This window comes from Streptomyces sp. NPDC054796, assembly GCF_053611545.1.
Map to the genome: position 1 here is coordinate 86,272 of NZ_JBSHAO010000019.1, position 23,159 is coordinate 109,430.

24 protein-coding genes are annotated in these 23,159 nt (G+C 72.1%); 14 read left to right on the forward strand and 10 right to left on the reverse strand.

The features are described 5' to 3' along the window. Positions 1-219 precede the first annotated feature (219 nt). The 7 genes from ACWGJ2_RS18105 (at position 220) to ACWGJ2_RS18135 (ending at position 6,201) form a co-directional block, all read left to right on the forward strand. Positions 220-1,233, forward strand: coding sequence for a DUF1996 domain-containing protein (locus tag ACWGJ2_RS18105; RefSeq protein WP_453347145.1), 1,014 nt, complete (start codon positions 220-222; stop codon positions 1,231-1,233). A 167-nt stretch (positions 1,234-1,400) separates the two neighbouring features. Further along, positions 1,401-3,098 (forward strand): discoidin domain-containing protein, encoded by a 1,698-nt coding sequence (locus ACWGJ2_RS18110; RefSeq protein WP_453347146.1) that lies wholly within the window; start codon positions 1,401-1,403, stop codon positions 3,096-3,098. 142 nt (positions 3,099-3,240) lie between these two features. Further along, complete coding sequence (locus ACWGJ2_RS18115) at positions 3,241-4,482, forward strand: helix-turn-helix domain-containing protein (protein ID WP_453347092.1); 1,242 nt, start codon at positions 3,241-3,243, stop codon at positions 4,480-4,482. Positions 4,483-4,581: 99 nt separating this feature from the next. Further along, a complete protein-coding gene (locus ACWGJ2_RS18120) occupies positions 4,582-4,818 on the forward strand; it encodes a hypothetical protein (protein ID WP_453347093.1) in 237 nt (78 codons plus the stop codon). Positions 4,819-5,005: 187 nt separating this feature from the next. Next, the gene (locus ACWGJ2_RS18125; RefSeq protein ID WP_453347094.1) at positions 5,006-5,374 is read left to right on the forward strand and encodes a hypothetical protein; all 369 of its coding nucleotides are present in this window, start codon (positions 5,006-5,008) and stop codon (positions 5,372-5,374) included. After that, positions 5,371-5,658 carry a hypothetical protein gene (locus ACWGJ2_RS18130; protein ID WP_453347095.1) on the forward strand — a complete coding sequence of 96 codons (288 nt, stop codon included), beginning with the start codon at positions 5,371-5,373 and terminating at the stop codon, positions 5,656-5,658. The genes ACWGJ2_RS18125 and ACWGJ2_RS18130 overlap by 4 nt, the downstream gene beginning before the upstream one ends. A 30-nt stretch (positions 5,659-5,688) precedes the next feature. Further along, positions 5,689-6,201, forward strand: a complete 513-nt coding sequence (locus tag ACWGJ2_RS18135; RefSeq protein ID WP_453347096.1) for a hypothetical protein — start codon at positions 5,689-5,691, stop codon at positions 6,199-6,201. 63 nt (positions 6,202-6,264) lie between these two features. On the opposite strand, the gene ACWGJ2_RS18140 is transcribed toward ACWGJ2_RS18135, so the two are convergent. Together ACWGJ2_RS18140 and ACWGJ2_RS18145 are read right to left on the reverse strand one after the other, a co-directional pair. Further along, on the reverse strand, positions 6,265-7,326 hold the full coding sequence (locus ACWGJ2_RS18140) for a LacI family DNA-binding transcriptional regulator (RefSeq protein ID WP_453347097.1): 1,062 nt from the start codon (positions 7,324-7,326) through the stop codon (positions 6,265-6,267). 53 nt (positions 7,327-7,379) lie between these two features. Beyond that, entirely contained in the window at positions 7,380-7,835 is a 456-nt protein-coding gene (locus tag ACWGJ2_RS18145) for a DUF6010 family protein (protein WP_453347098.1), read from the reverse strand. Positions 7,836-8,149: 314 nt separating this feature from the next. On the opposite strand from ACWGJ2_RS18145, the gene ACWGJ2_RS18150 reads away from it, so the two are divergent. After that, entirely contained in the window at positions 8,150-8,905 is a 756-nt protein-coding gene (locus ACWGJ2_RS18150) for an FG-GAP repeat domain-containing protein (RefSeq protein WP_453347099.1), read from the forward strand. A gap of 126 nt (positions 8,906-9,031) precedes the next feature. Here the strand turns inward: ACWGJ2_RS18150 and ACWGJ2_RS18155 are convergent, their stop codons facing one another. The 3 genes from ACWGJ2_RS18155 to ACWGJ2_RS18165 form a co-directional block, all read right to left on the reverse strand. Next, the gene (locus ACWGJ2_RS18155; RefSeq protein ID WP_453347100.1) at positions 9,032-10,246 is read right to left on the reverse strand and encodes an acyl-CoA dehydrogenase family protein; all 1,215 of its coding nucleotides are present in this window, start codon (positions 10,244-10,246) and stop codon (positions 9,032-9,034) included. Positions 10,247-10,252: 6 nt separating this feature from the next. Continuing rightward, positions 10,253-11,275 carry a phosphotransferase family protein gene (locus tag ACWGJ2_RS18160; RefSeq protein WP_453347101.1) on the reverse strand — a complete coding sequence of 341 codons (1,023 nt, stop codon included), beginning with the start codon at positions 11,273-11,275 and terminating at the stop codon, positions 10,253-10,255. Between the two features lie 244 nt (positions 11,276-11,519). Further along, positions 11,520-12,755 (reverse strand): Shedu anti-phage system protein SduA domain-containing protein, encoded by a 1,236-nt coding sequence (locus ACWGJ2_RS18165; protein WP_453347102.1) that lies wholly within the window; start codon positions 12,753-12,755, stop codon positions 11,520-11,522. A 152-nt stretch (positions 12,756-12,907) separates the two neighbouring features. Here ACWGJ2_RS18165 and ACWGJ2_RS18170 point away from each other — a divergent pair, with 152 nt between their 5' ends. Then, a complete protein-coding gene (locus ACWGJ2_RS18170; protein WP_453347103.1) occupies positions 12,908-13,801 on the forward strand; it encodes a hypothetical protein in 894 nt (297 codons plus the stop codon). Between the two features lie 123 nt (positions 13,802-13,924). Here ACWGJ2_RS18170 and ACWGJ2_RS18175 read toward each other — a convergent pair whose 3' ends face one another. The 4 genes from ACWGJ2_RS18175 to ACWGJ2_RS18190 all read right to left on the reverse strand — a co-directional run bounded on the left by ACWGJ2_RS18175 (position 13,925) and on the right by ACWGJ2_RS18190 (position 15,877). Next, positions 13,925-14,401 (reverse strand): gluconokinase, encoded by a 477-nt coding sequence (locus tag ACWGJ2_RS18175; protein ID WP_453347147.1) that lies wholly within the window; start codon positions 14,399-14,401, stop codon positions 13,925-13,927. A gap of 83 nt (positions 14,402-14,484) precedes the next feature. Then, positions 14,485-14,844, reverse strand: coding sequence for a DUF202 domain-containing protein (locus ACWGJ2_RS18180; protein WP_453347104.1), 360 nt, complete (start codon positions 14,842-14,844; stop codon positions 14,485-14,487). Then, positions 14,841-15,239, reverse strand: a complete 399-nt coding sequence (locus tag ACWGJ2_RS18185) for a YidH family protein (RefSeq protein ID WP_453347105.1) — start codon at positions 15,237-15,239, stop codon at positions 14,841-14,843. The genes ACWGJ2_RS18180 and ACWGJ2_RS18185 overlap by 4 nt, the downstream gene beginning before the upstream one ends. Before the next feature lie 92 nt (positions 15,240-15,331). Then, positions 15,332-15,877 (reverse strand): NUDIX domain-containing protein, encoded by a 546-nt coding sequence (locus ACWGJ2_RS18190; protein ID WP_453347148.1) that lies wholly within the window; start codon positions 15,875-15,877, stop codon positions 15,332-15,334. Between the two features lie 116 nt (positions 15,878-15,993). On the opposite strand from ACWGJ2_RS18190, the gene ACWGJ2_RS18195 reads away from it, so the two are divergent. Next, positions 15,994-17,649: an FAD-binding dehydrogenase gene (locus tag ACWGJ2_RS18195; RefSeq protein WP_453347106.1), complete on the forward strand. Its 1,656-nt coding sequence runs from the start codon at positions 15,994-15,996 to the stop codon at positions 17,647-17,649. Between the two features lie 12 nt (positions 17,650-17,661). Here the strand turns inward: ACWGJ2_RS18195 and ACWGJ2_RS18200 are convergent, their stop codons facing one another. Further along, positions 17,662-18,651: a GlxA family transcriptional regulator gene (locus ACWGJ2_RS18200; RefSeq protein WP_453347107.1), complete on the reverse strand. Its 990-nt coding sequence runs from the start codon at positions 18,649-18,651 to the stop codon at positions 17,662-17,664. Between the two features lie 131 nt (positions 18,652-18,782). Between ACWGJ2_RS18200 and ACWGJ2_RS18205 the strand changes: the two genes are divergently transcribed. The 4 genes from ACWGJ2_RS18205 to urtA all read left to right on the forward strand — a co-directional run bounded on the left by ACWGJ2_RS18205 (position 18,783) and on the right by urtA (position 23,100). Beyond that, the gene (locus tag ACWGJ2_RS18205; RefSeq protein WP_453347108.1) at positions 18,783-19,721 is read left to right on the forward strand and encodes an alpha/beta hydrolase; all 939 of its coding nucleotides are present in this window, start codon (positions 18,783-18,785) and stop codon (positions 19,719-19,721) included. A gap of 434 nt (positions 19,722-20,155) precedes the next feature. Continuing rightward, positions 20,156-20,485, forward strand: coding sequence for a hypothetical protein (locus ACWGJ2_RS18210; protein ID WP_453347109.1), 330 nt, complete (start codon positions 20,156-20,158; stop codon positions 20,483-20,485). Continuing rightward, positions 20,482-21,591, forward strand: coding sequence for a DUF2330 domain-containing protein (locus tag ACWGJ2_RS18215; protein ID WP_453347110.1), 1,110 nt, complete (start codon positions 20,482-20,484; stop codon positions 21,589-21,591). Before ACWGJ2_RS18210 ends, ACWGJ2_RS18215 begins: the two co-directional genes overlap by 4 nt. A 198-nt stretch (positions 21,592-21,789) precedes the next feature. After that, a complete protein-coding gene (gene urtA, locus ACWGJ2_RS18220; protein WP_453347111.1) occupies positions 21,790-23,100 on the forward strand; it encodes an urea ABC transporter substrate-binding protein in 1,311 nt (436 codons plus the stop codon). Positions 23,101-23,159 lie beyond the last annotated feature (59 nt).

The window sequence follows — 23,159 nt, forward strand, 5'->3', positions numbered from 1 at the left end:
GAACGGTTTGCCGACGTCCCCGGCCGCCGCTCGCGGGGAGCGCGCGTCGCGGCACGGCCCGTTCCCTCGCGTACGGCTCGTCCCCCGCCCCCGTACGGCCCATCCCTCCGCGCGGCCCGCGCCCCCTGTGGGCCGATGCGCCCGCACAGCGGCATGGAGGTCCACATGCTCCGAAGATCCACCGTTCTCTCCGGCTTACTGGTGGCCACGTCCCTCGCGATGGTCGCGCTCGGCGTCACCACCATCAGCGCCACGGCCTCGCCCGAGACGCGCGGGGCCGCCGCGCACAGCGGCCATCACGCCACCTCCGGCACCTCCGGCGCCCTCCGCGCGTCGGGCGACGACCCCGACGGCGACGGCTACATCCCGGCGAACCCGCCCGTCACCGGCGTCGAGCCTTCGACGAAGGTCCCGCCGCACGCGTACTTCCACGAGTTCCAGGCCAACTGCTCGGTGACGCACACCGCGCCCGACGACCCGATCGTCTACCCCGGGCAGCCCGGCAGGTCCCACGACCACACCTTCATGGGCAACACGACGACCGACGCGTACAGCACCACGGCCTCGCTCGCGGCCGGCGGCACCGAGTGCAAGGCGCCCGGCGACAGGTCCGCGTACTGGATGCCGACGCTGTACGACGGCGACACTCCTGTCCGGCCCGTCGGGCCGCAGGTCATCTACTACAAGTCCGGCGTGCTCGACTACACGAGCGTGCGCCCGTTCCCCAAAGGGCTGCGGTTCGTGGTCGGCAGCCCGTCCCAGTCGGCCGACGAGTTCCTGGACGCCTCCGTGGAGGGCTGGGAGTGCGGCGACTCGTTCAAGAACAAGGACTTCCCGGCGCACTGCCCCGAGGGCAGTCAGCTCAACGTCCGCTACCAGGCGCCCAGTTGCTGGGACGGCAAGTATCTGGACACTCCCGACCACAAGAGCCACATGGCGTACCCGGTGGTCAGGGACAACGCCGACGTCTGCCCGGCGAGCCACCCCGTGGCCGTGCCCATGGTCGAGTTCAAGATGGCGTTCCCCGTGGACGGCGACATGTCGGGGGTGCGGCTGTCGAGCGGCCGTGGCTACTCGTTCCACTACGACTTCTTCAATGCCTGGGACGAGCCGACGCTGGCGGCGCTGGTGAACCACTGCGTCGTGGGCGGCCTCCAGTGCGACGCGCGCGGCTACGACCAGGCACACCCCGAAAAGGGCGCGGCGCTGAACGCGGACTACGAGCTGCCGTAACCGTCCCGGACCGTCATCTCAGTGCCCCGCCGCCACCGCATCCGCAGGTTGCGACGGAGAGCGCTCTCCCACCCCTCTCACTCCCACCCCAGGAGATCCCCGTGTCCGCTTCCCCCCTCTCCGGCCCCGCCATCCGTGGCCCGTGGCGGCGCGGTGCCGTCGCCGCGCTGGTCGCGCTGCTCGGGGCCGCCGTCGCCGGGCTGCCCGCGCCCGAGGCGTATGCCGTCGGCAGCGTCGTGAAGGTGACCGGCTCGCAGGGCGACTGGCAGCTCCAGGTCGACGGAGCTCCGTACCAGGTCAAGGGCCTCACCTGGGGCCCACCCATGGCCGAAGCGGCGACGTACATGCCCGACGTGCGGTCCATGGGCGCCAACACGGTCAGGACATGGGGCACCGACGCCAGCAGCAAGCCGCTGCTCGACGCGGCGGCGGCCAACGGGGTCAAGGTCGTCGCCGGGTTCTGGCTCCAGCCAGGCGGCGGGCCCGGCAGCGGCGGGTGCGTCGACTACCGCACCGACACCGCGTACAAGAACGCGATGCTGGAGGAGTTCCCCAAATGGGTCTCCGCGTACAAGGACCACCCGGGCGTGCTGATGTGGAACGTCGGCAACGAGTCAGTGCTCGGCCTCCAGAACTGCTTCTCGGGCGCCGAGCTGGAGGCGCAGCGCGACGCCTACACGGGCTTCGTCAACGACGTCGCCAAGAAGATCCACTCCATCGACCCCAACCACCCCGTCACCTCCACCGACGCGTGGACGGGCGCCTGGCCCTACTACCAGAAGAACGCCCCCGACCTCGACCTCTACTCCGTCAACGCCTACCAGGCGGGCTGCGGGGTCCGCGCGGACTGGGAGGCGGGCGGCTACACCAAGCCGTACCTGCTGACCGAGGGCGGCCCCCCGGGCGAGTGGGAGGTGCCCGACGACGCCAACGGCGTGCCGCGCGAGCCCGCCGACACGGCAAAGGCGGAGGGCTACACGAAGGCGTGGGAGTGCGTCACCGGGCACAGGGGCGTCGCTCTGGGCGCCACTCTCTTCCACTACGGGACGGAGCACGACTTCGGCGGCGTCTGGTTCAACCTCCTTCCCGGCGGCCAGAAGCGGCTGTCCTACTACGCGGTGAAGAAGGCGTACGGCGGCGGCGCGGGCGCCAACACCCCGCCCGTCATGGCGAACATGATGGTGGACGGTGCCGGAGGTGTCCCGGCCGGGCGCGACTTCACCGTACGGGCCCCCGCGAAGGACCCCGACGGGGACGCCGTCTCGTACAAGGTGCTGCTCGGCGGCAAGTACGTCGACGGCTCAGGGGCGCTGACCGAGGCCAGGTTCACCCACGAGGGGAACGGCACCCTCAAGGTGACGGCGCCGGACCGGCTCGGCGTCTGGAAGGTGTACGTGAAGGCCGAGGACGGCAAGGGCAACGTGGGCATCGAGACCGCCTCGGTCAGGGTCGTCCCGCCGCCCGTCGACGGCACCAACGTGGCCAGGGGGAAGACCACGACGGCCTCCTCGTTCCAGCCCGACTACGGCGACTGCCCCTGCAACCCCGGCAAGGCGACGGACGGCGACTTCGTCACCCGCTGGGCCAGTGACTGGAGCGACCCGCAGTGGCTCCAGGTCGACCTCGGCGCCGCCACCGCGATCCGGCACGTGCAGCTCGCCTGGGAGGCGTCGTACGCGAAGGCGTACACGCTCCAGGTCTCCGACAACGGCCAGGACTGGCGCACCGTCCACACCACCACGGACGGCAACGGCGGCATCGACAGCCTCGACGTCAACGCCACGGGCCGCTACGTGCGGGTGCACGGCACCGCGCGGGGCACGGGGTGGGGGTACTCGCTCCACGAGTTCGGCGTCTACGCCTGAACGGGCGCGGGGCCCGGCGTGACGAGGGCCCCCACCTGGTGATGAGGGCCCTCACCGGGTGATGAGGGCCCTCGGCCACTGCCCCGGCAGCGGCCGGGGGCGTACCGTCACGAGTGTCTAGGTCGAGAACGGGAGGCCCGGTATGCCCCAGCACGACGACGCTCCATCAGACCTCAGCACCGGCGAACGTATCCGTCACCTCCGCGAGTCGCGCGGCATGAGCCGTGCGGTCCTCGCCGGACTGTGTGGCCGCGGCCCTGACTGGCTCAAGAAGATCGAGGCGGGCGAGCGCGACCTCGACTCCTACACTCTGCTCCTGCGCGTGGCCGCCGCGCTTCAGCTCGCCGACCTGTCCGCCCTCACCGGAGGGGACTCCGACATCGTGCAGCCCGTACCGCTCGGCAGGCTCAACCACCCGGCCATGCCGGAAATCTGGGCGGCCGTGATGAACCGCGGCATCACCCCGGAGGCAGCCGAGCCGGTCGACGTGTCCCTGCTCCAGGGCCGCGTCGACCAGACATGGCGGCTGTGGCACACCTCCAAGCAGAACAGGACCGAAGTCGGCGCCCTGCTCCCGGAGCTGATCAGGAAGACGGAGTCCGCAGCCCGCACTCTGGACGGGCCGGAGCGCCGGGCCGCGCTGGTAGCGCTGTCCGACACGTACCGGCTCACCGGGCAGGCCACCGCGTACGTGGCTCCGGCGGAGTTGGCGTGGGTCGTGGCTGACCGGGCGCTGGCCGCAGCCCAGCAGGCCGACGCCCCTGCCGCCATAGCCGCTGCGGCGTGGAACATGGGCAACATCCTGCGCGAGACCGCGTACCCGGAGGAGGCCCTGCGTACGGCGATCGATGCCACGGACCTCATCCGCCCGCACCTGGACGGGGCCCCGGACGACTGGCGCGGCATCTACGGCGCGCTCCAGTTGCACGCCGCTGTCACCTGCGCGCGCGAGGGGCGCGAGGGCGATGCCTGGCGGTACTGGGATGCCGGGCACCAGACCGCGAAGTCCCTGCCCGCCAGCTATGTGCACCCCTCGACGGTGTTCGGCCGGGCGAACGTGGACTTCCACGAGGTCAGCGTCGCCACCGACTTGAAGAAGTCCCACAAGGCCCTGGGCCTGGCCGACGACATCGACCCTGACGTCATGCCCTCCATCGAACGGCGCGCCCGGCTGTGGGTCGAGGTCGCGCGCGGGCACCTCCAGCGGGGGGACACGACGGCCGCGCTGCACGTCATGCAGCGTGCGCACACGATCGGCGCGGAGACCGTCGCGTACACGCCCTCCGCCCGCACCGCTACGGCCGAACTGTGGCGGAAGGCGCCGCGCGCCCTGCGGGAGGAGGCGGGAGACCTCGCTGTGAAGGTCGGGATCGCCGCCCCGTAGAAGGGGGACAGCGGGGGACAGGGGGACAGATTGTCCCCCTGTTCGTGCGTGGCCGCCTCTACGGTCGCAAGCTCCTGACCGCGCAGTGAAGGAGCTGGCATGGGCGGTATCCGGGGCTGGCATGCCTCACCCCAGGATGGGGCCGTAGCGACCACCGATACGGCGACCGGGGAGATCCGTATCCCCCTGTCTCTCTACAAGATCGATGGCCATCAGGGCGACGCCCCTTTGGTGCTGTCGCGTGTCGAGGCCGATCTACTGCACGCGGCGCTCTCCCGTCTCCTGGCCTCGCGCACCGACCTTCCGCAGCAGCGTGGGGTGGTGGCTCCCGGATGAGTACGACGGCTGAGACAGTCAACGGTCACCCGGGGCTGACGATGACGATCTATACGGTGGACTCGCGGACGCTGGAGCGTGGTCCGGCGACTCTCGTCGTAGCCGATCCGATCCCGGATCCGCTGCCTATGAGCAGCGTCTTCCCGCCGTGCGAGTGTTCGCGATGCACCCGGAAGGGCCCTCGACGGTGAGCCCTCGCATCCCGCCCGCGCGGATGAGCTGGGAGATCCGGCCCGCTGGGCGCGACTGGGACGCGGTGCGCATGCCCGGCCCGCTCGGCAGGGCCGTCCTCGCGCAGCTCGGAGACTCAGCAGCCGTCTTCTGTGAGGACGACGGACGCCTCGTTTTCCTGATCCCCTGCGGTGGCAGGGGCTGGTTCGAGCCGGGCACCGAGTATCTGAGCACGGGTGCATGGCTGTTCATGCCCGGCCCGCAGTGCACCCACGGGCCGGGCATGCGCTGGCTCGCCGGACACGACCGGGCCCGCACCTCGGTGGAGGCGTTGCGGGCCGCGCTGGAGGCCGTACGCCAGCAGACACCGGAGGTGAACCGGTGACCCCGGACGAGCCCGCCCACGAGTGCGACGTGGCCGAGGACCGGCACGAGGGAGACGTACGCGAACACGTCACCGCGGGGTCGAGCCCGTACTACCGGCCGTTGTGGCTGTGTGCCCGGCACCGGCGCTATGTGGGGTTCGCCCTGGACCGCGTCGTCGTGACGGGTGAGGAGTTGGCCCGCGCCATCGCCGTCCTCTCCGGCGCCGGGAAACGCCCCACCGACACCGAGTCCGAGCCGGACGCCGAACCACCACCCGCCCTGCGGGTGGTGCCCGCACCGTGACCCTCACCCGCAACTGACCGGAGCAACCCTGTGCCTCGTGACCACACCGTCCTCATCCCCGCCGACCCCGAGGATGTCTTCTACGACCCCCACGGCTGGGCCACCACCTCGGGCTTCCCTGTCGCCGTCCTCGACGGCCACGCACCCCACTTCGTGATGCGCCGCATCCAGGACCGGGCCGTGCGCCTCATGTACGAGTTGCCCCACGGCCCCGTCTTCCTCACCAGCTATCCGCGCCCCATGCCGTCCGGGCAGGTCATCGAGATCATGGAAGGCAACCTCGCCACCCTCCTGACCGCACACGCCTGCCACCCCCTCCGCCTCCGCGACAAGGGTGAGCGCATCACCGTCGACGGCGCCACCCGCGACTGCCTGAGTACCCTCCTCGCCCCTCGGCGCTGGTGGCACGCCCGGCACTCACGTATCGGCAAGGCACTGGAACACGAGGGCCGCACCGTCATCCTCACCGCACCGCTCGTCAGCGGGCGCACACTCCAGCTCACCACCGTCGCACCCAGCCCGACGCCCACCCCCACCCCATAAGACGCCCGCCCCCGGGGAAACCGTCGGCAGCGGTCCGGGGGCGGGCCCGGTGCGTCAGGTACGTCAGGCCGACTGCCGGACGACCAGTTCGGGGTCGAAGATGACGGAGGTCACCGGCAGTTCGGGGTGCTCGATGCGCTCGACCAGGAGCCGCGCCATCTCCGCGCCCATGGCCTCGACGGGCTGCCGCACCGTGGTCAGCGGCGGGCGGCAGGCGAGCGCGGCGCTGCTGTCGTCGAAGCCGAGCACGGCCACGTCCTCCGGCACCCGTCGGCCGTGGTGGCGCAGTGCCAGGCAGGCGCCCTGCGCCATCAGGTCGTTGGCGGCGAACACCCCGTCCAGCTGGGGGTGTTCGCCGAGCAGCCGCTCCATGGCGGCTTCGCCGCTCTCCTGGGTGAAGTCGCCCTCGGCCACCGGCACATACGCGTGCCCGCGTCGCGCCATCGCCTCACGGAACCCGGTGAGCCGGTCCTGCGCGGCGGGCACGTCGAGCGGGCCGCAGACCGTGGCCACCTCGTGGCAGCCGCGCGCCAGCAGGTGTTCGGCCGCGAGCCGCGCGCCGTCCTGGTGTGCGAGGTCGACGTAGCTGATGGGCACGGGCGTGGAGGGGCGCGCGAAGAGCACGGCGGGCAGCCCGGCCGAGGTGACGAGCGCGGGCAGCGGGTCCCCCGCGTGGGTGGAGACGATCAGGGCGCCGTCCGCGTTGCCCTGCCGCAGGTACGAGACGACCTGATCGCGGGTCTCTCCGGCCTCGGCGACCATCAGCAGGGGGTACATGCCGCGCGGGCGCAGATGGCTGACGACCCCGGCGACGACCCGGCCGAAGAAGGGGTCGGCGAACACGTTGCGCGCGAGGGCCGCCGCGTCCTCGTCGCCGCCCGCGCCGGAGACCACCAGCGCGATTGACTCGGAGCGCCGTGTGACCAGGGAGCGCGCGGCCTTGTTGGGCGCGTAGCCGGTGGTGGCGACGGCCTCCCTGACCACTTCCTGGATGCGGGGAGCGACGTTGCGGGTGCCGTTGATGACGCGCGAGACGGTGGCCCGGGAGACTCCTGCCACCCGGGCCACGTCTTCGAGCGTGGGCGAACCAGCCGAACCGGAGACCGTCCGTGGGGCTTCGCGCATGAGCATGTTTATAACACGCCCGTCGGAGAGCGCTCTCCGGGCTCAGTACCGGCTCAGTGCCCCTGCTCCTGGAGCGCGGGCACCTGCGCGGCCCGCGCGGAACCCCGCGGGCCGCGCCGGCCGCGCAGGCGCCGCAGCATCTCGCGGGGTGTCAGGCCCCCGCCCAGGCACCACAGCGCGATGACCGGGTCGCAGATCGCGCAGCCCAGCGAGGAGTCGTGGAAGAAGGGGAGGATGGGGCTGCCCTTGAGGTGGTGGACGATGTCCCACGCGGTGTGCAGCAGCCAGGCGATGCCGATGAACGTCCACGACTCCAGGCCGCGGTAGGCGACGTAGGCGACGACGGCCGCGAACGCCGGCTCCCAGCCTCCCATGCCGCCACCGCTCAGATAGGCGGCCCCGGCTCCGGCCACCATGATCGCGTTGAAGCGGCGCCGGTGCGGTTCGCGTACGAGGGACATCAGCAGGGCGTACAGGACACCGATGACGATCGGCATGAGGTATTGCATGCGGGTGCCTTTTCCTGGGCGTGACGGTGCGACGGCGCACCCCGGAGTGCGGAAGCGCCGGGCGTTTCGCGGGAACGTCCACACGCTAGAACCGCGTCCGACGGCTCCCCAGTGGCATTACCGACAGGCTCCAACGGGTTCCCGCCGCGCGGCCCCGGCCCCTTACGTCACCCCGTACGTCACCCCGCACGTCATCCCTCACGTCACCCCGTAGATCCCCCGTTTGTCACGGGCTCGTCACACGGCGAACCACCTGTGAACTCGCGGTGCGGGTGCCGCATCACACCTCGCACCAGCAACGAAAGGAACTCGCAATGCCTCGCATTCGCTCGCGCCTCGTCACCGTGCCGCTCACCGCCGTCGCCGCGGCGCTGACCCTGACCGCCGCCGTCCAGGCGGGCGCGGCCGAGCCGTCGGCCGAGGGTGGCACGGGCAGCACGAGCAAGGCCGGTGCCGCCGCCTCGGCCCCGTGCCTGGAGAACGCGACGACGCTGATCGGCGACATCGACGGCGACGGCCTCCCGGACAGGATCAGCAACCCCGGGAACGACGGCACCAAGATGACGGTCCAGTTCGGCATCAAGGGCGGCTCGTTCGACGAGAAGTTCACCGTCGCCGAGCTGGTGGGCGCGAACAAGGGGGAGGAGACGACCGCCGCCGTCGCCGACTTCCAGAACGACGGCATCCTGGACCTGGTCGTCAACGTCATCGAGCCGTCCGGCGGCGACGACCCCGCCACGGCGCGCATCGCGGAGTACCGTCCCGGCCCGCTGGACCGGACAGACCTGTCCTCCGACGACACGGTGAAGGCCGGTCTCGGCGAGCGCGGCGAGATCTGGGGCCTCGCGGTCGCCGACTACAACGGCGACAAGCTCCCGGACCTCGCCATCCACAACAACACAGGTGACGGCACGGCGGAGCGTGAGGTGCGCCTCGGGCAGCCCGGCACCGGCATCGAGGACATCAACTACGACGACAACGCCAAGTACGGCGAGACCAACGCCACCTGGGGCGAGCCCCCGGCCATGCCCACCGACGGCTGGAGCAAGTTCTACAAGGCGTGCGCCTGAGCCTGCTCCTGATCACCGCTGAGCGCCGCCCACGGTCCGAGGGGGACTGTGGGCGGCGCCCAGCCATGTCAGCTGTGCTCCGTCAGCCGTGCCCGTTCTCGGCCTCTGCCAGGCGAACCGCCCCCGTCAGGCGAACCGCTTCAGCTCGCGCCGCGCCAGCGAGCGCTGGTGCACCTCGTCGGGGCCGTCGGCCAGGCGCAGCGTCCGCGCCGCCGCCCACAGCTCAGCGAGCGGGAAGTCCTGGCTCACGCCGCCCGCGCCGTGGAGCTGCACCGCGCGGTCCAGGATGTCCACGACCGCGCGCGGCGTCGCGATCTTGATGGACTGGATCTCCGTGTGCGCTCCCCGGTTGCCGACGGTGTCCATCAGCCAGGCCGTCTTGAGCACCAGCAGCCGCAACTGCTCGACCTGCACCCGCGCGTCCGCGATCCACTCGTGCACCACGCCCTGCGCGGCCAGCGGCTTCCCGAAGGCCGTACGCTCCTGCGCGCGCCTGCACATCAGCTCGATGGCGCGCTCCGCCATGCCGATCAGCCGCATGCAGTGGTGGATGCGGCCCGGGCCGAGGCGGGCCTGTGCGATGGCGAAGCCGCCGCCCTCCTCACCGATCAGGTTCGAGGCGGGCACCCGCGCGCCGTCGAAGATCACCTCGGCGTGCCCGCCGTGGTAGTGGTCCTCGTAGCCGTAGACCGTCATCGCGCGCCGCACCTCGACGCCCGGGGTGTCGCGGGGGACGAGCACCATCGACTGCTGGCGGCGGATGTCCTCGCCGTCCGGGTCGGTCTTGCCCATCACGATGAAGATCTTGCAGTCCGGGTTCATGGCCCCGGAGATGTACCACTTGCGCCCGGTGATGACGTACTCGTCGCCCTCGCGACGGATGCGGGTCTCGATGTTCGTCGCGTCCGACGAGGCCACCTCGGGCTCGGTCATCGCGAAGGCCGAGCGGATCTCGCCGCTCAGCAGCGGCTCCAGCCAGGCCCGGCGCTGCTCGGGGCTGCCGAACTCCGTCAGCACCTCCATGTTCCCGGTGTCGGGCGCCGCGCAGTTGAGCGCGGTGGGGGCCAGCCGAGGGCTGCGTCCGGTGATCTCGGCGAGCGGCGCGTACTGGAGGTTGGTGAGCCCGGCGCCGTAGGTGCGGTCGGGCAGGAAGAGGTTCCACAGCCCCTTCTCGCGCGCCGCAGCCTTCAGCTCCTCCACGACGGGCGGCGTCTCCCACGGCGAGTCCACCGCGGCACGCTGCTCGTCGGCCACCGCCTCCGCCGGGTAGACGTGCTCGTCCATGAACGCGAGCAACTGCTTGCGCAGCTCCTCCGTACGGGCGTCGAATGCGAAGTCCATGTGCCGTCAGCCCTTCCGTAGAGTGGTGAGTCCGTTGTCGATGAAGACGGGGACGAGATCGCCGATCCGGTCGAAGCCGGGGCCGACGGTCTGGCCCAGCGTGAAGCGGTAGTGGATGCCTTCGAGGATCACCGCGAGCTTGAAGTAGGCGAACGCCGTGTACCAGTTGACGCGGGACACGTCGCGCCCCGACAGCGTCGCGTAGCGCTCGATCAGCTCGGCGGGCTCGGGGTGTCCCGGCGCGCCCGCCGTCGTGCTGACGGGGGAGTCGGGCATGTCCTGGCGTTCGCTGTACATCACCAGCAGCCCGAGGTCGGTGAGCGGGTCGCCGAGCGTGGACATCTCCCAGTCGAGCACGGCGGCGATGCGGTCGTCCGCGCTCGCCAGCACGTTGTCCAGCCGGAAGTCGCCGTGCACGATCGTGGGCTCGGGCGACTCGGGCCGCTCCTCGCCGAGCGCCGCGTGCAGCTCGTCGATGCCCGCCAGTTCCCTGTTGCGCGACGCTTCCAACTGCTTGCCCCAGCGCCGCAACTGGCGCTCAAGGAAGCCCTCGGGGCGCCCGAAGTCCGCGAGCCCGACGGCGGCCGGGTCCACGGAGTGCAGTGCGACGAGCGTGTCGGGCAGCGAGAGCACGAGCCGCCGGGTGCGCTCGGGCCCGAGCGGCGCGAGCTGTTCTGCGGTGCGGTACGGGGTGCCGTCCACGTGCTCCATCACGTAGAAGGGCGCGCCGACGACCTCCGCGTCCTCGCACAGCAGCAGCGTCTCCGGGACGGGCACGTCGGTGCCGTGCAGGGCGCTGATGACGCGGTACTCGCGGGCCATGTCGTGCGCCGTGGCCAGCACATGGCCGAGCGGCGGGCGCCGTACGACCCAGCGCGAGGTCCCGTCGGTGACGCGGTACGTGAGGTTCGAACGGCCGCCCTGGACGACCTCGGCCGTCAGCGGCCCGTTCACCAGCCCGGGGCGCTCCCGCTCAAGATGCTCTCCGAGCCGGCCCAGGTCGAGACCGGGCGGGTTCTCCTTGCTCATCGTGCGCGCTCCTCGGGGGTGAGGGGGTGGACGCCCGGCCATCGGGCGATGGCGGGAACTGCTGGTTCTGGTGTTGTTGCCGTACGGGCCGCGAGGACGGTTCGTGACGACGGGCCGCGAGGACCGTACCCGATCATGCCGACTAGTCGGTATGGGCGTCTAGGGGTCGGGGCACGGGGATGCGCCGAATCCCTGTGTCGTGCGACACCGCGCGCCCGCGCGCGAGAGGGCCCGCCACAGTCCGTCACGGCAGCGGCGCTCCTTCCCCGAGGGCGCGCTCCGCGCTGTCGATCAGCTCCTTGTACGTCAGCACCTCGACCCGGCTCAGATGCGCCGTGTGCGTCCGCAGCGCCTCGTTGATCACCTCCTCCGGCACCTCGGGCTGGCCCAGCGGATGCCCGATCAGCACCACCGCGCTCGCCCGGCGCGTATCGATCCCGAACTCCTCCCTGATGCGCTCCCGGTTCTCGTCAAGACCGACGAGGTAGTTGATGGCCTGGCCCACCGCGTCGTGCACCTGATGCGTGGGCACCCACGCGCCGCGCTGCCGCTTGACGAGGCGGCTGACGCCCGCCGCCTGCTTCAGCTCCACCACGTGCAGGGCGCCGTCGGCCCGCAGGAGGGGGATGTCCAGCTCGTCGCCAGGCACCAGCCTGCGGTGCTCCGACTCCGCGACGAAGCGGCCCCCGAAGATCCAGTGCTGGCCCGACAGGGCGCGCTGAAGCGCGTGCTCCGTCGCAGTGGGGTCCTCGGCGGTCCTACGGAGCGCGGCGAGCCCTTCGGCGCGCCGCTGGAGTTCCGCCGCGCGCAGCAGCGTCCGGCCGTCCTCGTCGGCCGCGAGGACGGCCAGTGCCTCGGGGGAGGAGACGATCCGGTGCGCTGCCCCGCGCGGGTCCACGATCTCGACGCGGTTGCTCAGCACCCGCTCCCCCCACTTGGCGAGTTCGGCGGCGCCACGCGGGATGTGATACCGCGCGGGGTCCTCTTCCGGGGCCCGCGTCAGCTCCGCGTCCGCGCTCAGCTTGGCGATCTCCGTCAGCAGCTCCTCGGGCGTGATGCCGGGCCGCTCGCCGAGGATCTTGCGCCCCTCCGAGCACCACAGTTCGCCGGTCCGGGTGAGCGTACGGGCGATGTACTGGAGGCCCAGCTCGTCGCGCGGCTCCTTCGGGAAGTACGAGAGCCGGTACTTCTCCTCGTAGTCCGGGCGCAGCAGACGGCCCTCCGTGTAGTGCACCGCGTCCTGGAGCGAGCGGACCGTCTCCCACTCCTCGTGCCGCGCCGCGCACCGTCGTGCCTCGGCGAGGAGTCCGGTGAGCTTCTTGCCGCCGGGGCGGTAGCCGTTCGCCCGCACGGCTATGTGGCGGAGGACAGCGCCGACCGCGGCGATGACCTCCGGGGCCGTGGTGGCCCGCTCGATGTCCTGGAGGTGGAACTCCAGGGCCTTGTCGGATCTCGGCGTCGGCGTCGGCGTCGGTGTCATGTGTGGAGTCTGCCGGGCGGGTACGACAACGGGCTCAAGGGCCTGTGGACGAGCGGAAAACCGGATGCCGCGCGGGCCCGCGCGATGGTGGACTGGACGTCATGGCCCGCGCCGTCTCCTCACCGCCACCCACGCCACCCACACCACCACCCGTGCCTCCCACACCCTTCCGCTGGTCGCAGGCAGGGGAGCGTCCGCAGCGCACCGGGGCGCTGACCTACGGGGCCCAGCCCCCTGACCTCTGGTACCTCCCCGCGCTCACCGACTGCGCCGCGAAGGTCCTCACCCGCACCTCGGCGGCCGACCTGTGCTTCGTCGGACGCTCGCTGGACAGCATGTACGACCTGCTCACGGGCGCCTTCGACGGCACCTCGCGCAAGGCCGACAACCGGCACGGCGGTCTGCGGCGGCTCCCCGTGTCCTGTAGCGGGCTCGGCCCCGACGACGCCGTGCCCGCGCACGTGCGCCGCAGGCTGCGCGAACACCTCGCCGCCGTCGGGCTGTCCCCGGCGGCGCTGGCACGCCGCGAGCGCCCCGTGGCGCTCGTGGACGTGGTCCACAGCGGCGGCACCTTCGACATCCTGCACGGCGAACTCGCCCGCTGGATCGCGGAGACCCGCGAGCCCTGGAACGTCATCCGCCGCAAGCTGCGCTACGCCGGGGTCACCGAGCGGGGCAGGACGAGCCCGCACCACTGGCGCTGGCAGCAGAGCCAGGCGTCGCGCCCGTGGGTCCGCACGCTGCCCTCGGGGCATGTGGTGAACGTGTCCGTCGACCGCTACGTCTGGAACTGGCTCGGCGTCGGGCAGCCGAAGGTGGCCCGCTCCTTCCCGCCGGCGCGCTGGTTCGACGCGGACGCCGACGCGCCGCCGCGGCACGCCGGTCTCCCGGACGCGCTGACGGAGTCCGCCGCGCTCGTCGCCGCGGGCCGTGGCCGTGCGGTGCGGGCCGCGCTGGTGCGGGCCATGGCGGAGGAGCCGGGGTTCGCGGTGCGTGAGGTGCGGGCGCTCGCGCTGGAGCTGCGCCGGGGGCGCCGCCGCGCCTGACGGGGGCGCGCTGGCGGCGGGGACCAGCAGGGGGATCAGCGCAGGTCAGCGGGGACCAGCAGGCGAGGACGGGATCAGCGGGGCCGGCAGCGCTCAGCGCGGGTCAGCGGGGCCCGGCGCCGGTCAGTGGGGTACGGCCGCCACCGCGCGGTCCGTGTTCTCCTCGGGCGTGCCCGAGATGTCGATCGCGGCGCCGTGCTCGTCGGGCTCCAGCCGTTCCAGGGCCTCGAACTGCGAGCGCAGCAGCGAACGGGGCATGAAGTGTCCCTTCCGCTTCTCCATGCGCGCCGCGATCAGCTCCTCAGAGCCGTCCAGGTGGAGGAAGAAGACGTCCGGGGACGCCTGGCGCAGCCGGTCGCGGTAGCGGCGTCGCAGGGCCGAGGAGCTGACCACGCCGCCGCCCTCCCGCTCGCGCGCGGTGAGCCAGGCGGCGATGGCGTCCAGCCAGGGGCGGCGGTCCTCGTCGTTCAGCGGGGTGCCCGCCGACATCTTGGCGACGTTCGCCGGGGGGTGGAAGTCGTCGGCGTCCGCGTACGGCACGCCCAGCCGTTCCGCGAGCTTCGTGCCGATGGTGGTCTTGCCCGAGCTGGCCACACCCATGACCACGACCAGCGGCGTCCGGACCTCGGTCCCGGCCCCGGACCCGGCTCCGTCGGCCCCCGTGCTCTTCCCGTCGTCCACGCTCACCTCAGCAGCACCAATCCGACGATCACCATCAACAGCGTACAGACCGCTGCCCCCTGCATCAGGCGGCCGTTCAGCACGGCGGGGCGGGACGCGGCCATGTTCGCTATGCGGCGGTGCGCGACCGCGAGGAAGGCGAGCCACGCCAGCACGCCCACGGCCACGACGATCACCACGGGCGCGCCGCTGCCCTTCATCATCGCGCTGCGCACGGCGAGCCCGACGGACACGGCGAACGTCAGCGTCGTACGCCGCCAGGCCAGCCGCGTCCGCTCCGGCTGCGCGCCGGGGTCGCGGTCAGGCTCCGGTTCCGGCTCCGGCGCGGGCCCGGGCTCCGGTGGGGGCGGCGCGGGGCTCACTGCCCGGCCCACCCCAGGGCGACGATGGCGATCACCAGCAGGGACGCCAGCGCCGTCGCGGTGGCCAGCACCGCGGGGAACCGGGACGCGGGCAGGTCCTCGCCGCGCCGCATCGCGCGCTCGCAGCGCACCCAGTGGTTGACGGCGCGGACCGCGCAGAGCGCTGCCCCGGCGAGGAGGGCGACCGCGATCGTCGTCCGCACGCCCCAGCGCAGCCCCGTCAGGAACTGGTCCACCGCGATGCCGCCCGCCACCAGCGCCAGGGAGGTGCGTATCCAGGCGAGGAAGGTGCGTTCGTTGGCGAGCGAGAAGCGGTAGTCGGGGGTCGAGCCCTCCGCCCTGATGCGCTGCGGCGCGAACCACAGGCGGAGGGTCGCGAAGAGCCGTTCGATCATGTGTCGAGCTTAATGCCTGTTCATCGGACCACGCGTTCGCATCCGCGACGCCCCTGCCCCAGGGGAACGCCTCTTGTCACGCCCCGCACCCGTCACCGCGCGTCCCGTGACCTCCCGCCCGCCCCGCGCAGCGCCCGCAACCGCCGATGGCACTCCAGCCCGTCCGGGATGACCTCCCACTCCGGGATGCGCCGCTCCACCTCGTCCTCCGGGAGGAAGTCCCACCAGTCGACCTCCTCGGGCTGCGGCCGTACGGGCAGTGCGCACACCACCTCGTAGACGCGCACGAACCAGGAGTGCTCCGGGGTGTCGAAGAGGAACGTCAGCCGCCGCTCCGGCATCGGCAGCCCGCTCACCCCCAGCTCCTCCTCGGCCTCCCGCAGCGCCGCCTCGTCGTAGGTCTCGCCCGCGCCGACGACGCCGCCGACCACCAGGTCGTACGTCGAGGGGAACACCAGCTTCACCGGGGTCCTGCGGTGCACGAAGATCCGCCCGCGCGGATCGCGGACCTGCACCGACGAGCAGCGGTGCCGCAGCCGTCGCGCCATCGCCTCCCCGCGCGGGGCCTGGCCGATGACCCGGTCCTGTTCGTCCACGATGTCCAGGAGTTCGTCCGCCGAGCGGCCCTGTTCCGTCATGCCGTCCATCTCAGCACCGTCGCGGGGGTGCCATGCGCACCGGGCCTGCGGTTACTCTCCGGTCACCAGGTCGGTCCTTCCGGCGCGGACAGCACGACAGGTGGCAGGTGGGCAGCATGGCGTACGACGCCGACGTGATCGTCATCGGAGCGGGGCTGGCGGGGCTCGCGGCCACGGCCGAACTCGCCGACGCGGGCCGCAAGGTGATCCTCCTCGACCAGGAGCCCGAGCAGTCCCTCGGCGGCCAGGCGCACTGGTCGTTCGGCGGCCTGTTCTTCGTCGACTCGCCCGAGCAGCGCCGCATGCGCATCCGCGACAGCCGCGAACTGGCCTGGCAGGACTGGCTGGGCACGGCGGCCTTCGACCGCGACGAGGACCACTGGCCGCGCCGCTGGGCCGAGGCGTACGTGGACTTCGCCTCCGGTGAGAAGCGGGCCTGGCTGCGGCAGCAGGGCCTGCGGCTGTTCCCCGTGGTCGGCTGGGCCGAGCGCGGCGGCTACGACGCGACGGGGCACGGCAACTCCGTGCCCCGCTTCCACATCACATGGGGCACGGGCCCCGGTGTCGTGGAGCCCTTCGAGCGGCGCGTACGGGCCGGGGCCGCCAGCGGGCGCGTCGACCTGCGCTTCCGGCACCGCGTCACGGGGCTCTCGCGCAGCGCGGGCTCCGTGGACACCGTCACAGGGGAGATCCTCGCGCCGAGCGAGGCGGAACGGGGAACGGAGTCCAGCCGCGAGGTCGCCGGGTCGTTCGAGCTGCGCGCCCAGGCGGTCATCGTGACGTCGGGCGGCATCGGCGGCAACCACGACCTCGTACGCGCCAACTGGCCCGAGCGGCTGGGCACCCCGCCCCGGCGCATGCTCTCGGGGGTGCCCGCGCACGTCGACGGGCTGATGCTCGGCATCACGGAGGACACGGGCGGACGCATCATCAACCGCGACCGCATGTGGCACTACACCGAGGGCATCGAGAACTGGAACCCGATCTGGAACCGGCACGGCATCCGCATCCTGCCGGGCCCCTCCTCCCTGTGGCTCGACGCGACGGGCAAGCGGCTGCCCGTACCGCTGTTCCCCGGCTTCGACACGCTCGGCACACTGGACCACATCATGCACTCGGGGCACGACTACACGTGGTTCGTGCTGAGCCAGAAGATCATCGAGAAGGAGTTCACGCTCTCCGGCTCCGAGCAGAACCCTGACCTCACGGGGCGCAGCGTGCGCGACCTGCTGGCGCGGGTCGGGTCGGGGGCGCCGGGGCCCGTGCAGGCGTTCATGGACCACGGCGCGGACTTCATCATCGAGCGCGACCTGAGCACGCTGGTGCGCCGCATGAACGAGCTGACGGGCGACAAGCTCATCGACGAGACCGCGCTGCGGCGGGAGATCGCGGCGCGCGACCGCGAGATCAAGAACCCCTTCACGAAGGACTCGCAGGTCACCGCGATCCACGGTGCGCGCAAGTACCTGGGCGACAAGCTGATACGGGTCGCCTCACCGCACCGCCTCCTGGACCCGAGGTGTGGCCCGCTGATCGCCGTACGGCTCAACATCCTGACCCGCAAGACCCTCGGCGGCCTGGAGACGGACCTCTCGTCCCGCGTCCTGACGGAGGGCGGCGAACCGCTGCCCGGCGTCTACGCGGCGGGCGAGGCGGCGGGCTTCGGCGGCGGCGGCGTCCACGGCTACCGCTCCCTTGAGGGCACCTTCCTGGGCGGCTGCCTCTTCTCGGGCCGCACGGCGGGCAGGGCGGCGGCGAAGGCGGTGGGGTGACGGGCACTCCGGCTACGGGGTGTGCGCGGCGGGGGAGGCGCGGAAGGCCCTGCGGTAGGCGGAGGGGGTGGTGCCCAGGGCATCGCGCATGTGCTGCCGCAGGTTCGTTCCGCTTCCCAGACCGGTCCTGGCGGCGATGTCGTCCACGGGCAGCTCGGTCGACTCCAGCAGATGGCGCGCGTACTTCAGACGCGCTGAGGTGAGCCACTCGGCGGGGGAGAGCCCGGTCTCCTGCCGGAACCGCCTGGTGAACGTCCGAACGCTCATGTGGCAGTGCGCCGCGAGGTCCTTGAGGGACAGCCGGCGGTCCAGGTGCTCCGTCATCAGTTCCCGCGCCCCGGCCGTCGAGGTCCCCGCGTCCTCCCGTACCGGGTGCTCGATGTACTGCGCCTGTCCGCCGTCCCGCATGGGCGCGACGACGTTGTACCGCGCCACGCGGTTGGCCACGGAGCTGCCGTGGTCCTCCCTGACCAGATGCAGGCACAGGTCGATGGCCGCCGCGCCGCCGGCCGAGGTCAGGATCCCGCGATCGGCGACATACAGCGGGTCGGTGTCGAGATCGACGGCGGGGAAGAGCCGCCTGAACTGCCGCGCGTATCGCCAGTGGGTCGCGGCCCGGCGGCCCTCCAGCAGACCGGCCGCCGCCAGGACGAACGAGCCGGTGCACAGGGACACCAGCCGGGCGCGCTGCCGGGCCGCACGCAACGCCGCCGCGACACGGGGGTCCACCGCGCCGTCCTCGATCACGTCCGGGCAGCGGGTCCCCGCGACGATCACCGTGTCGGCGTGCTCCAGCAGGGACAGGTCGCCCTGGGGCGTGACGCCGTACCCGCTCACCGTCGGGACGAAGGAGCCGTCAGGGGTGAGGGTGCGTACCTCGTAGGCCGCGTGGCCCGCGCGCGTCTCGACCGAGGCCAGCATCTGGGCCGGGATGCTGAGATCGAAGGCCACCACGGGCGCGAGGGCGAGAACGGCCACATGGTGAGGCGTCGCGACGGTCATGGCCCAATAGTTGCAGATAGTGGCCCTCGGGCCACTTCTGCGCCGCCCGTGATCGGCGGAGACTGAGGTCAGTTCCGCACACGAGCACCGGGAAAACCCCCGGTCAGCACCCCGGAAGGTGGCCGTCAGCCATGCCCGTCCCCGCCGTCGATCCCGAGATCCAGACCCTGCTCGACACCGCCGACACCGGCGTCTTCCCCGTCCACGGCCTGGACGAGGTCCTCGCCGACCCGCAGCGCTACGCACTCCTGCGCGCCCTCCCCGACACCCCCGTCGACGACCAGGTCAAGGTGCGGGACCTGTTCATACCCGGCCCCGGCGGGCAACTGCGGCTGCGCGTCTACCGGCCCGACACCTCCGAAGACCTGCCGATGATCCTCTACGTGCACGGCGGCGCCTACACCTACGGCTCCCCCGAGGCCGAAGAGGGACGTGCTCTGCGCTACGCCCGCGAAGCCAGGGCCGTCGTCGCCTCCGTCGACTACCGCCTCGCCCCCGAGCACCCCTTCCCGGCCGCTTCCGACGACGCCTACGCCGCACTGACCTGGATCGCCGCCAACGCCGCCGAACTCGGCGGCGACGCCGCACGCATCGCGGTGGCCGGTGGCAGCGCGGGCGGGAACATCGCGGCCTCCACCGTGCTGCGTGCCCGCGACCAGGCAGGACCGCACGTGCTCTTCCAGTCGCTGACCTACCCGGGCGTGGACGGCGGCCTGACCACGGGCTCGGCACGGGAGCTCACCGACACCCCGGTCCTCAACCGGGCCGCGCTGGAACTGGCCGTGCGGTACTACGCGGAGGACAGCCACGCCGACCCGTACGCCTTCCCGATCCGCGCCGCCGACCTCGGCGGACTGCCGCCCACCTACATCGCCGTCGCGGAGATCGACCCGCTCCGCGACGAGGGCCGCGACTACGCCGCACGCCTGTCCGCCGCCGGTGTCACCACCGAACTCGTGCAGGTCCCCGGCGCCGTCCACGGCTTCGACCTCCTCTTCCCCCAGGCCCGCGTCAGCGAACGCAGCCTCACCGACCAGGTACGGGCCTTGCGCGAGGCCCTCCACTCCTGAGGGGCACGCCGTGAGGGGGCGGGGTATGTGGTCCCGCTTGCTCAGGCATAACCCGGCACCTCCGCGGTCTCGTTGGTCGCTGGTCACTCTTCACGCAAGTCACCCAGCGTGACCGGGCGTTCACAGGTCTGTCCAGTCGAGGGCCGGTACGCTCGCGGGCGTACCGGTACGGGAGCGTTCGGCGACGAGGGGCGTACGGGTGGCCAAGCGCACGGACGTCGCGGTGCTGTTCGTGCACGGCATCGGTGACCAGGGGCGGGGCGACACCCTGGAGTCGTTCTCCGGCCCGCTGCTCGGAACGCTGAGGCAACTGGTGGACGGGTCCGGGGTGTTGGTCGCCGATGCGCGGCCGGACCCTGGAGGCAGGATCGGGGTGGCGCTCCGTCAGGGAGACGTCCCCGCAACGTGGTTGCTCAGCGAAGCCTGGTGGGCCAATGTGTCTCCACCTCGCGGCGGGCGCGGCCTGGCGGCGCTGGGACCGCGCGGAGTCGGCGGCATGGCTCGACCACGGGGCGGGGCAGGTGCGGCGTGCGCGGGCGCTGTTCTTCGTGGTGGCCGCCTGTCCACTCGCTCTGCTGGCCGGGCTCCAGCTCCTGGTGACGGGTGACCGGGCGCTGGCCGGGTTCTTCGGGGTGCTGGTAGCGGTCGTGTGGGGCTGGGGGGCGCCCGGCGCGCTGTGGCGGACGGTGTGGCGGACGGTGCGCGGGTCACGGCGGCGCGACGGAACCGGCGCGTCCCCGCCGTCGTCTACGGCAGGGACATGATCAAGGCGGGCATACGGGGGAGTCGCGCTGTGGGCGCAGTGGTGGGGCGTCGGCGGGCGCTGTGGGTCGTGGTGCTGGTGGTCGCGGCGCAGTTGGGGTTCGTGGCGTGGCCCGCGTACGCGTGCGGGTGCGGCGGGATGGTGCCCTCGGCGCAGTCGCGTATCGCGGTGGACCGCGAGGTGTCCGCCGTGCGGTGGGACGGGCGCACCGAGCAGATCGTCATGAGCCTCACCGTCAGCGGCGACGCACCCGAGGCGGCCTGGATCATGCCCGTGCCGAGCAGGGCGGACGTGAAGCTCGGTGACAGGAAGCTCTTCGACGAGCTGGAGGCGCTGGCCGAGCCCGTACCCAGGGAACGCACGTACTTCTGGCCGAGGGACGGCGACTGGCCCTTCGACTCCTCCGACATGGCCGGAGCGCCGCCGCCCTCCGCCACCGCGCCGCCCGTCGACGTCGTGGGGCGCGAGCGGCTGGGACCCTTCGACGTGGCACGGCTGACCGCGACCGACCCGGACGCGCTCAGCGGGTGGCTGAAGAAGAACGGTTTCGCGCTGCCGGAGCGGCTGAGCACCGAACTGGAGCCGTACGTCGAGCGCGAGTGGGAGTACGTCGCGGTGCGGCTCGCCCCCGAGGAGGGCGAAGCCCTCGGCGGCACCCTCGACCCGCTGCACCTCACCTTCGCCTCCGACACCCTCGTCTACCCCATGCGGCTGTCCCGCGCGGCCACGCAGCCGCAGTCGCTGGGCCTGTACGTGCTGGCCCCGCACCGCATGGAGCCCCGGAGCGCGATCGGGGGCGAGCGGCCCGAGGTGACGTACGCGAAGCGGCTGACGGCGGGGGAGCAGCCGGGCGCTGTGCGGAAGCTGGCGGGCGGGGAGACGTATGTGACCGCCGTCGAGCAGTTCTTCCCGCGCCCCCAGCGGATCAGCGCCGACCATGTGCTGGCGCGGGCCGCGTCGGACGATGAGTTCCAGCGGGTGCGCTACAAGGGCACGCTGCTGCGCTGGGGCGGGATGCCCGCGTGGCTGGTCACGGTGGGCGGGGCGCTGGTGGTGCCGGCGGCCGGGACGACGCTGCTGGTACGGCGCGAGCGCGCGCGATCGTAGACAGCACGGGTGGCGGACGGGGCAGCCGCGCCGGGCCCGTTCCGCAGGGCACGAAGGCGGTGCGGGGCGCGGTGCGGGCGCGGTGTGCGCGGGCGGAAACATGCCACCGACAAGGCCGCCGCGGCTCTTAATGGTCGCGAAACGCCAGGGAAACAGCCCCCTTTGAAGCTGTGTCGAGCCCATGCCAAGGAGGACTCGATGCCCAGAGCCCGCGGCCCCGGCCGCCGGACCCCCGGCCGCCGCCCGACGCGTACGGTGCTCGCCGCGTTCACCCTGACCGTCGCCCTCGTCGCCTCCCTCACCGCCTGCGGCGCGAAGGTCGGTGACCCGCGAGCCGCAGGGCCGGACGGGCAGCGGGCGCGGGCCGGAAGCGGCGCCCTCGTGGACGTCGGCGAGGACCGGGTCAAGGTCGGCCTGCTCAACTCCCTCTCCGGCACCATGGCCATCAGCGAGGTCACCGTCCGCGACGCGCTCCGGCTCGCCGTGGACGAGATCAACGCCGACGGCGGCGTCCTCGGGCGCGAGATCGTGCCGGTCAGCGAGGACGGGGCCTCGGACTGGCCGACGTTCGCGGAGAAGTCGCAGAAGCTGATCAAGAAGGACCGCGTCGCCGCCGTCTTCGGCTGCTGGACCTCCGCGAGCCGCAAGGCCGTGAAGCCGGTCTTCGAGCGCAACCGCTCGCTGCTCTTCTACCCGGTGCAGTACGAGGGCATGGAGCAGTCCCCGTACATCTTCTACTCCGGCGCCACCACCAACCAGCAGATCGTCCCCGCGCTGGACTATCTGCGCGAGCAGGGCAAGAAGTCCCTGTACCTGGTCGGCAGCGACTACGTCTTCCCGCGCACCGCCAACAAGGTCATCCGCGCCTACGCGAAGGCGCACGGCATGAAGATCCTCGGCGAGGACTACGCGCCCCTGGGCTCGACGGAGTTCAGCACCATCGCCAACAAGGTCAAGGCGGCCAAGGCCGACGCCGTCTTCAACACCCTGAACGGCGACAGCAACGTGGCCTTCTTCAAGGAGTACAAGTCGGCGCGCCTGACCCCCGCGAAGATGCCCGTCGTCTCCGTCTCGCTCGCCGAGGAGGAGGTCAAGGGGATCGGCCCGCAGTACCTGGAGGGCCAGCTCACCTCCTGGAACTACTACCAGACCACCAAGGGCGCGCAGAACGACGGCTTCGTGAAGGCGTACAAGGCGCGCTACGGGAAGGACAAGCCCACCTCCGACCCCATGGAGGCCGCCTACACCTCCGTACACCTGTGGAAGGCCATGGTGGAGAAAGCGGGTTCCTTCGACGTCGAGAAGGTGCGGAAGGCGGCCGACGGGGTGACGTACGAGGCGCCCGAGGGGCGGGTCGAGATCGACGGCGACACCCAGCACCTCTACAAGACCGCGCGCGTGGGCCGTATCGGATCCGACGGGCTGATCCGCGAGGTCTGGAACTCGGACGGGCCGATCAGGCCCGACCCGTATCTGAAGCGCGACGCCTGGGCCAACGGCCTCTCCTGACGGCACCTCCCGACGGCCGCTCCCGACGGGCCGTCACCCGTCCCGCCCCGGGCGACCGC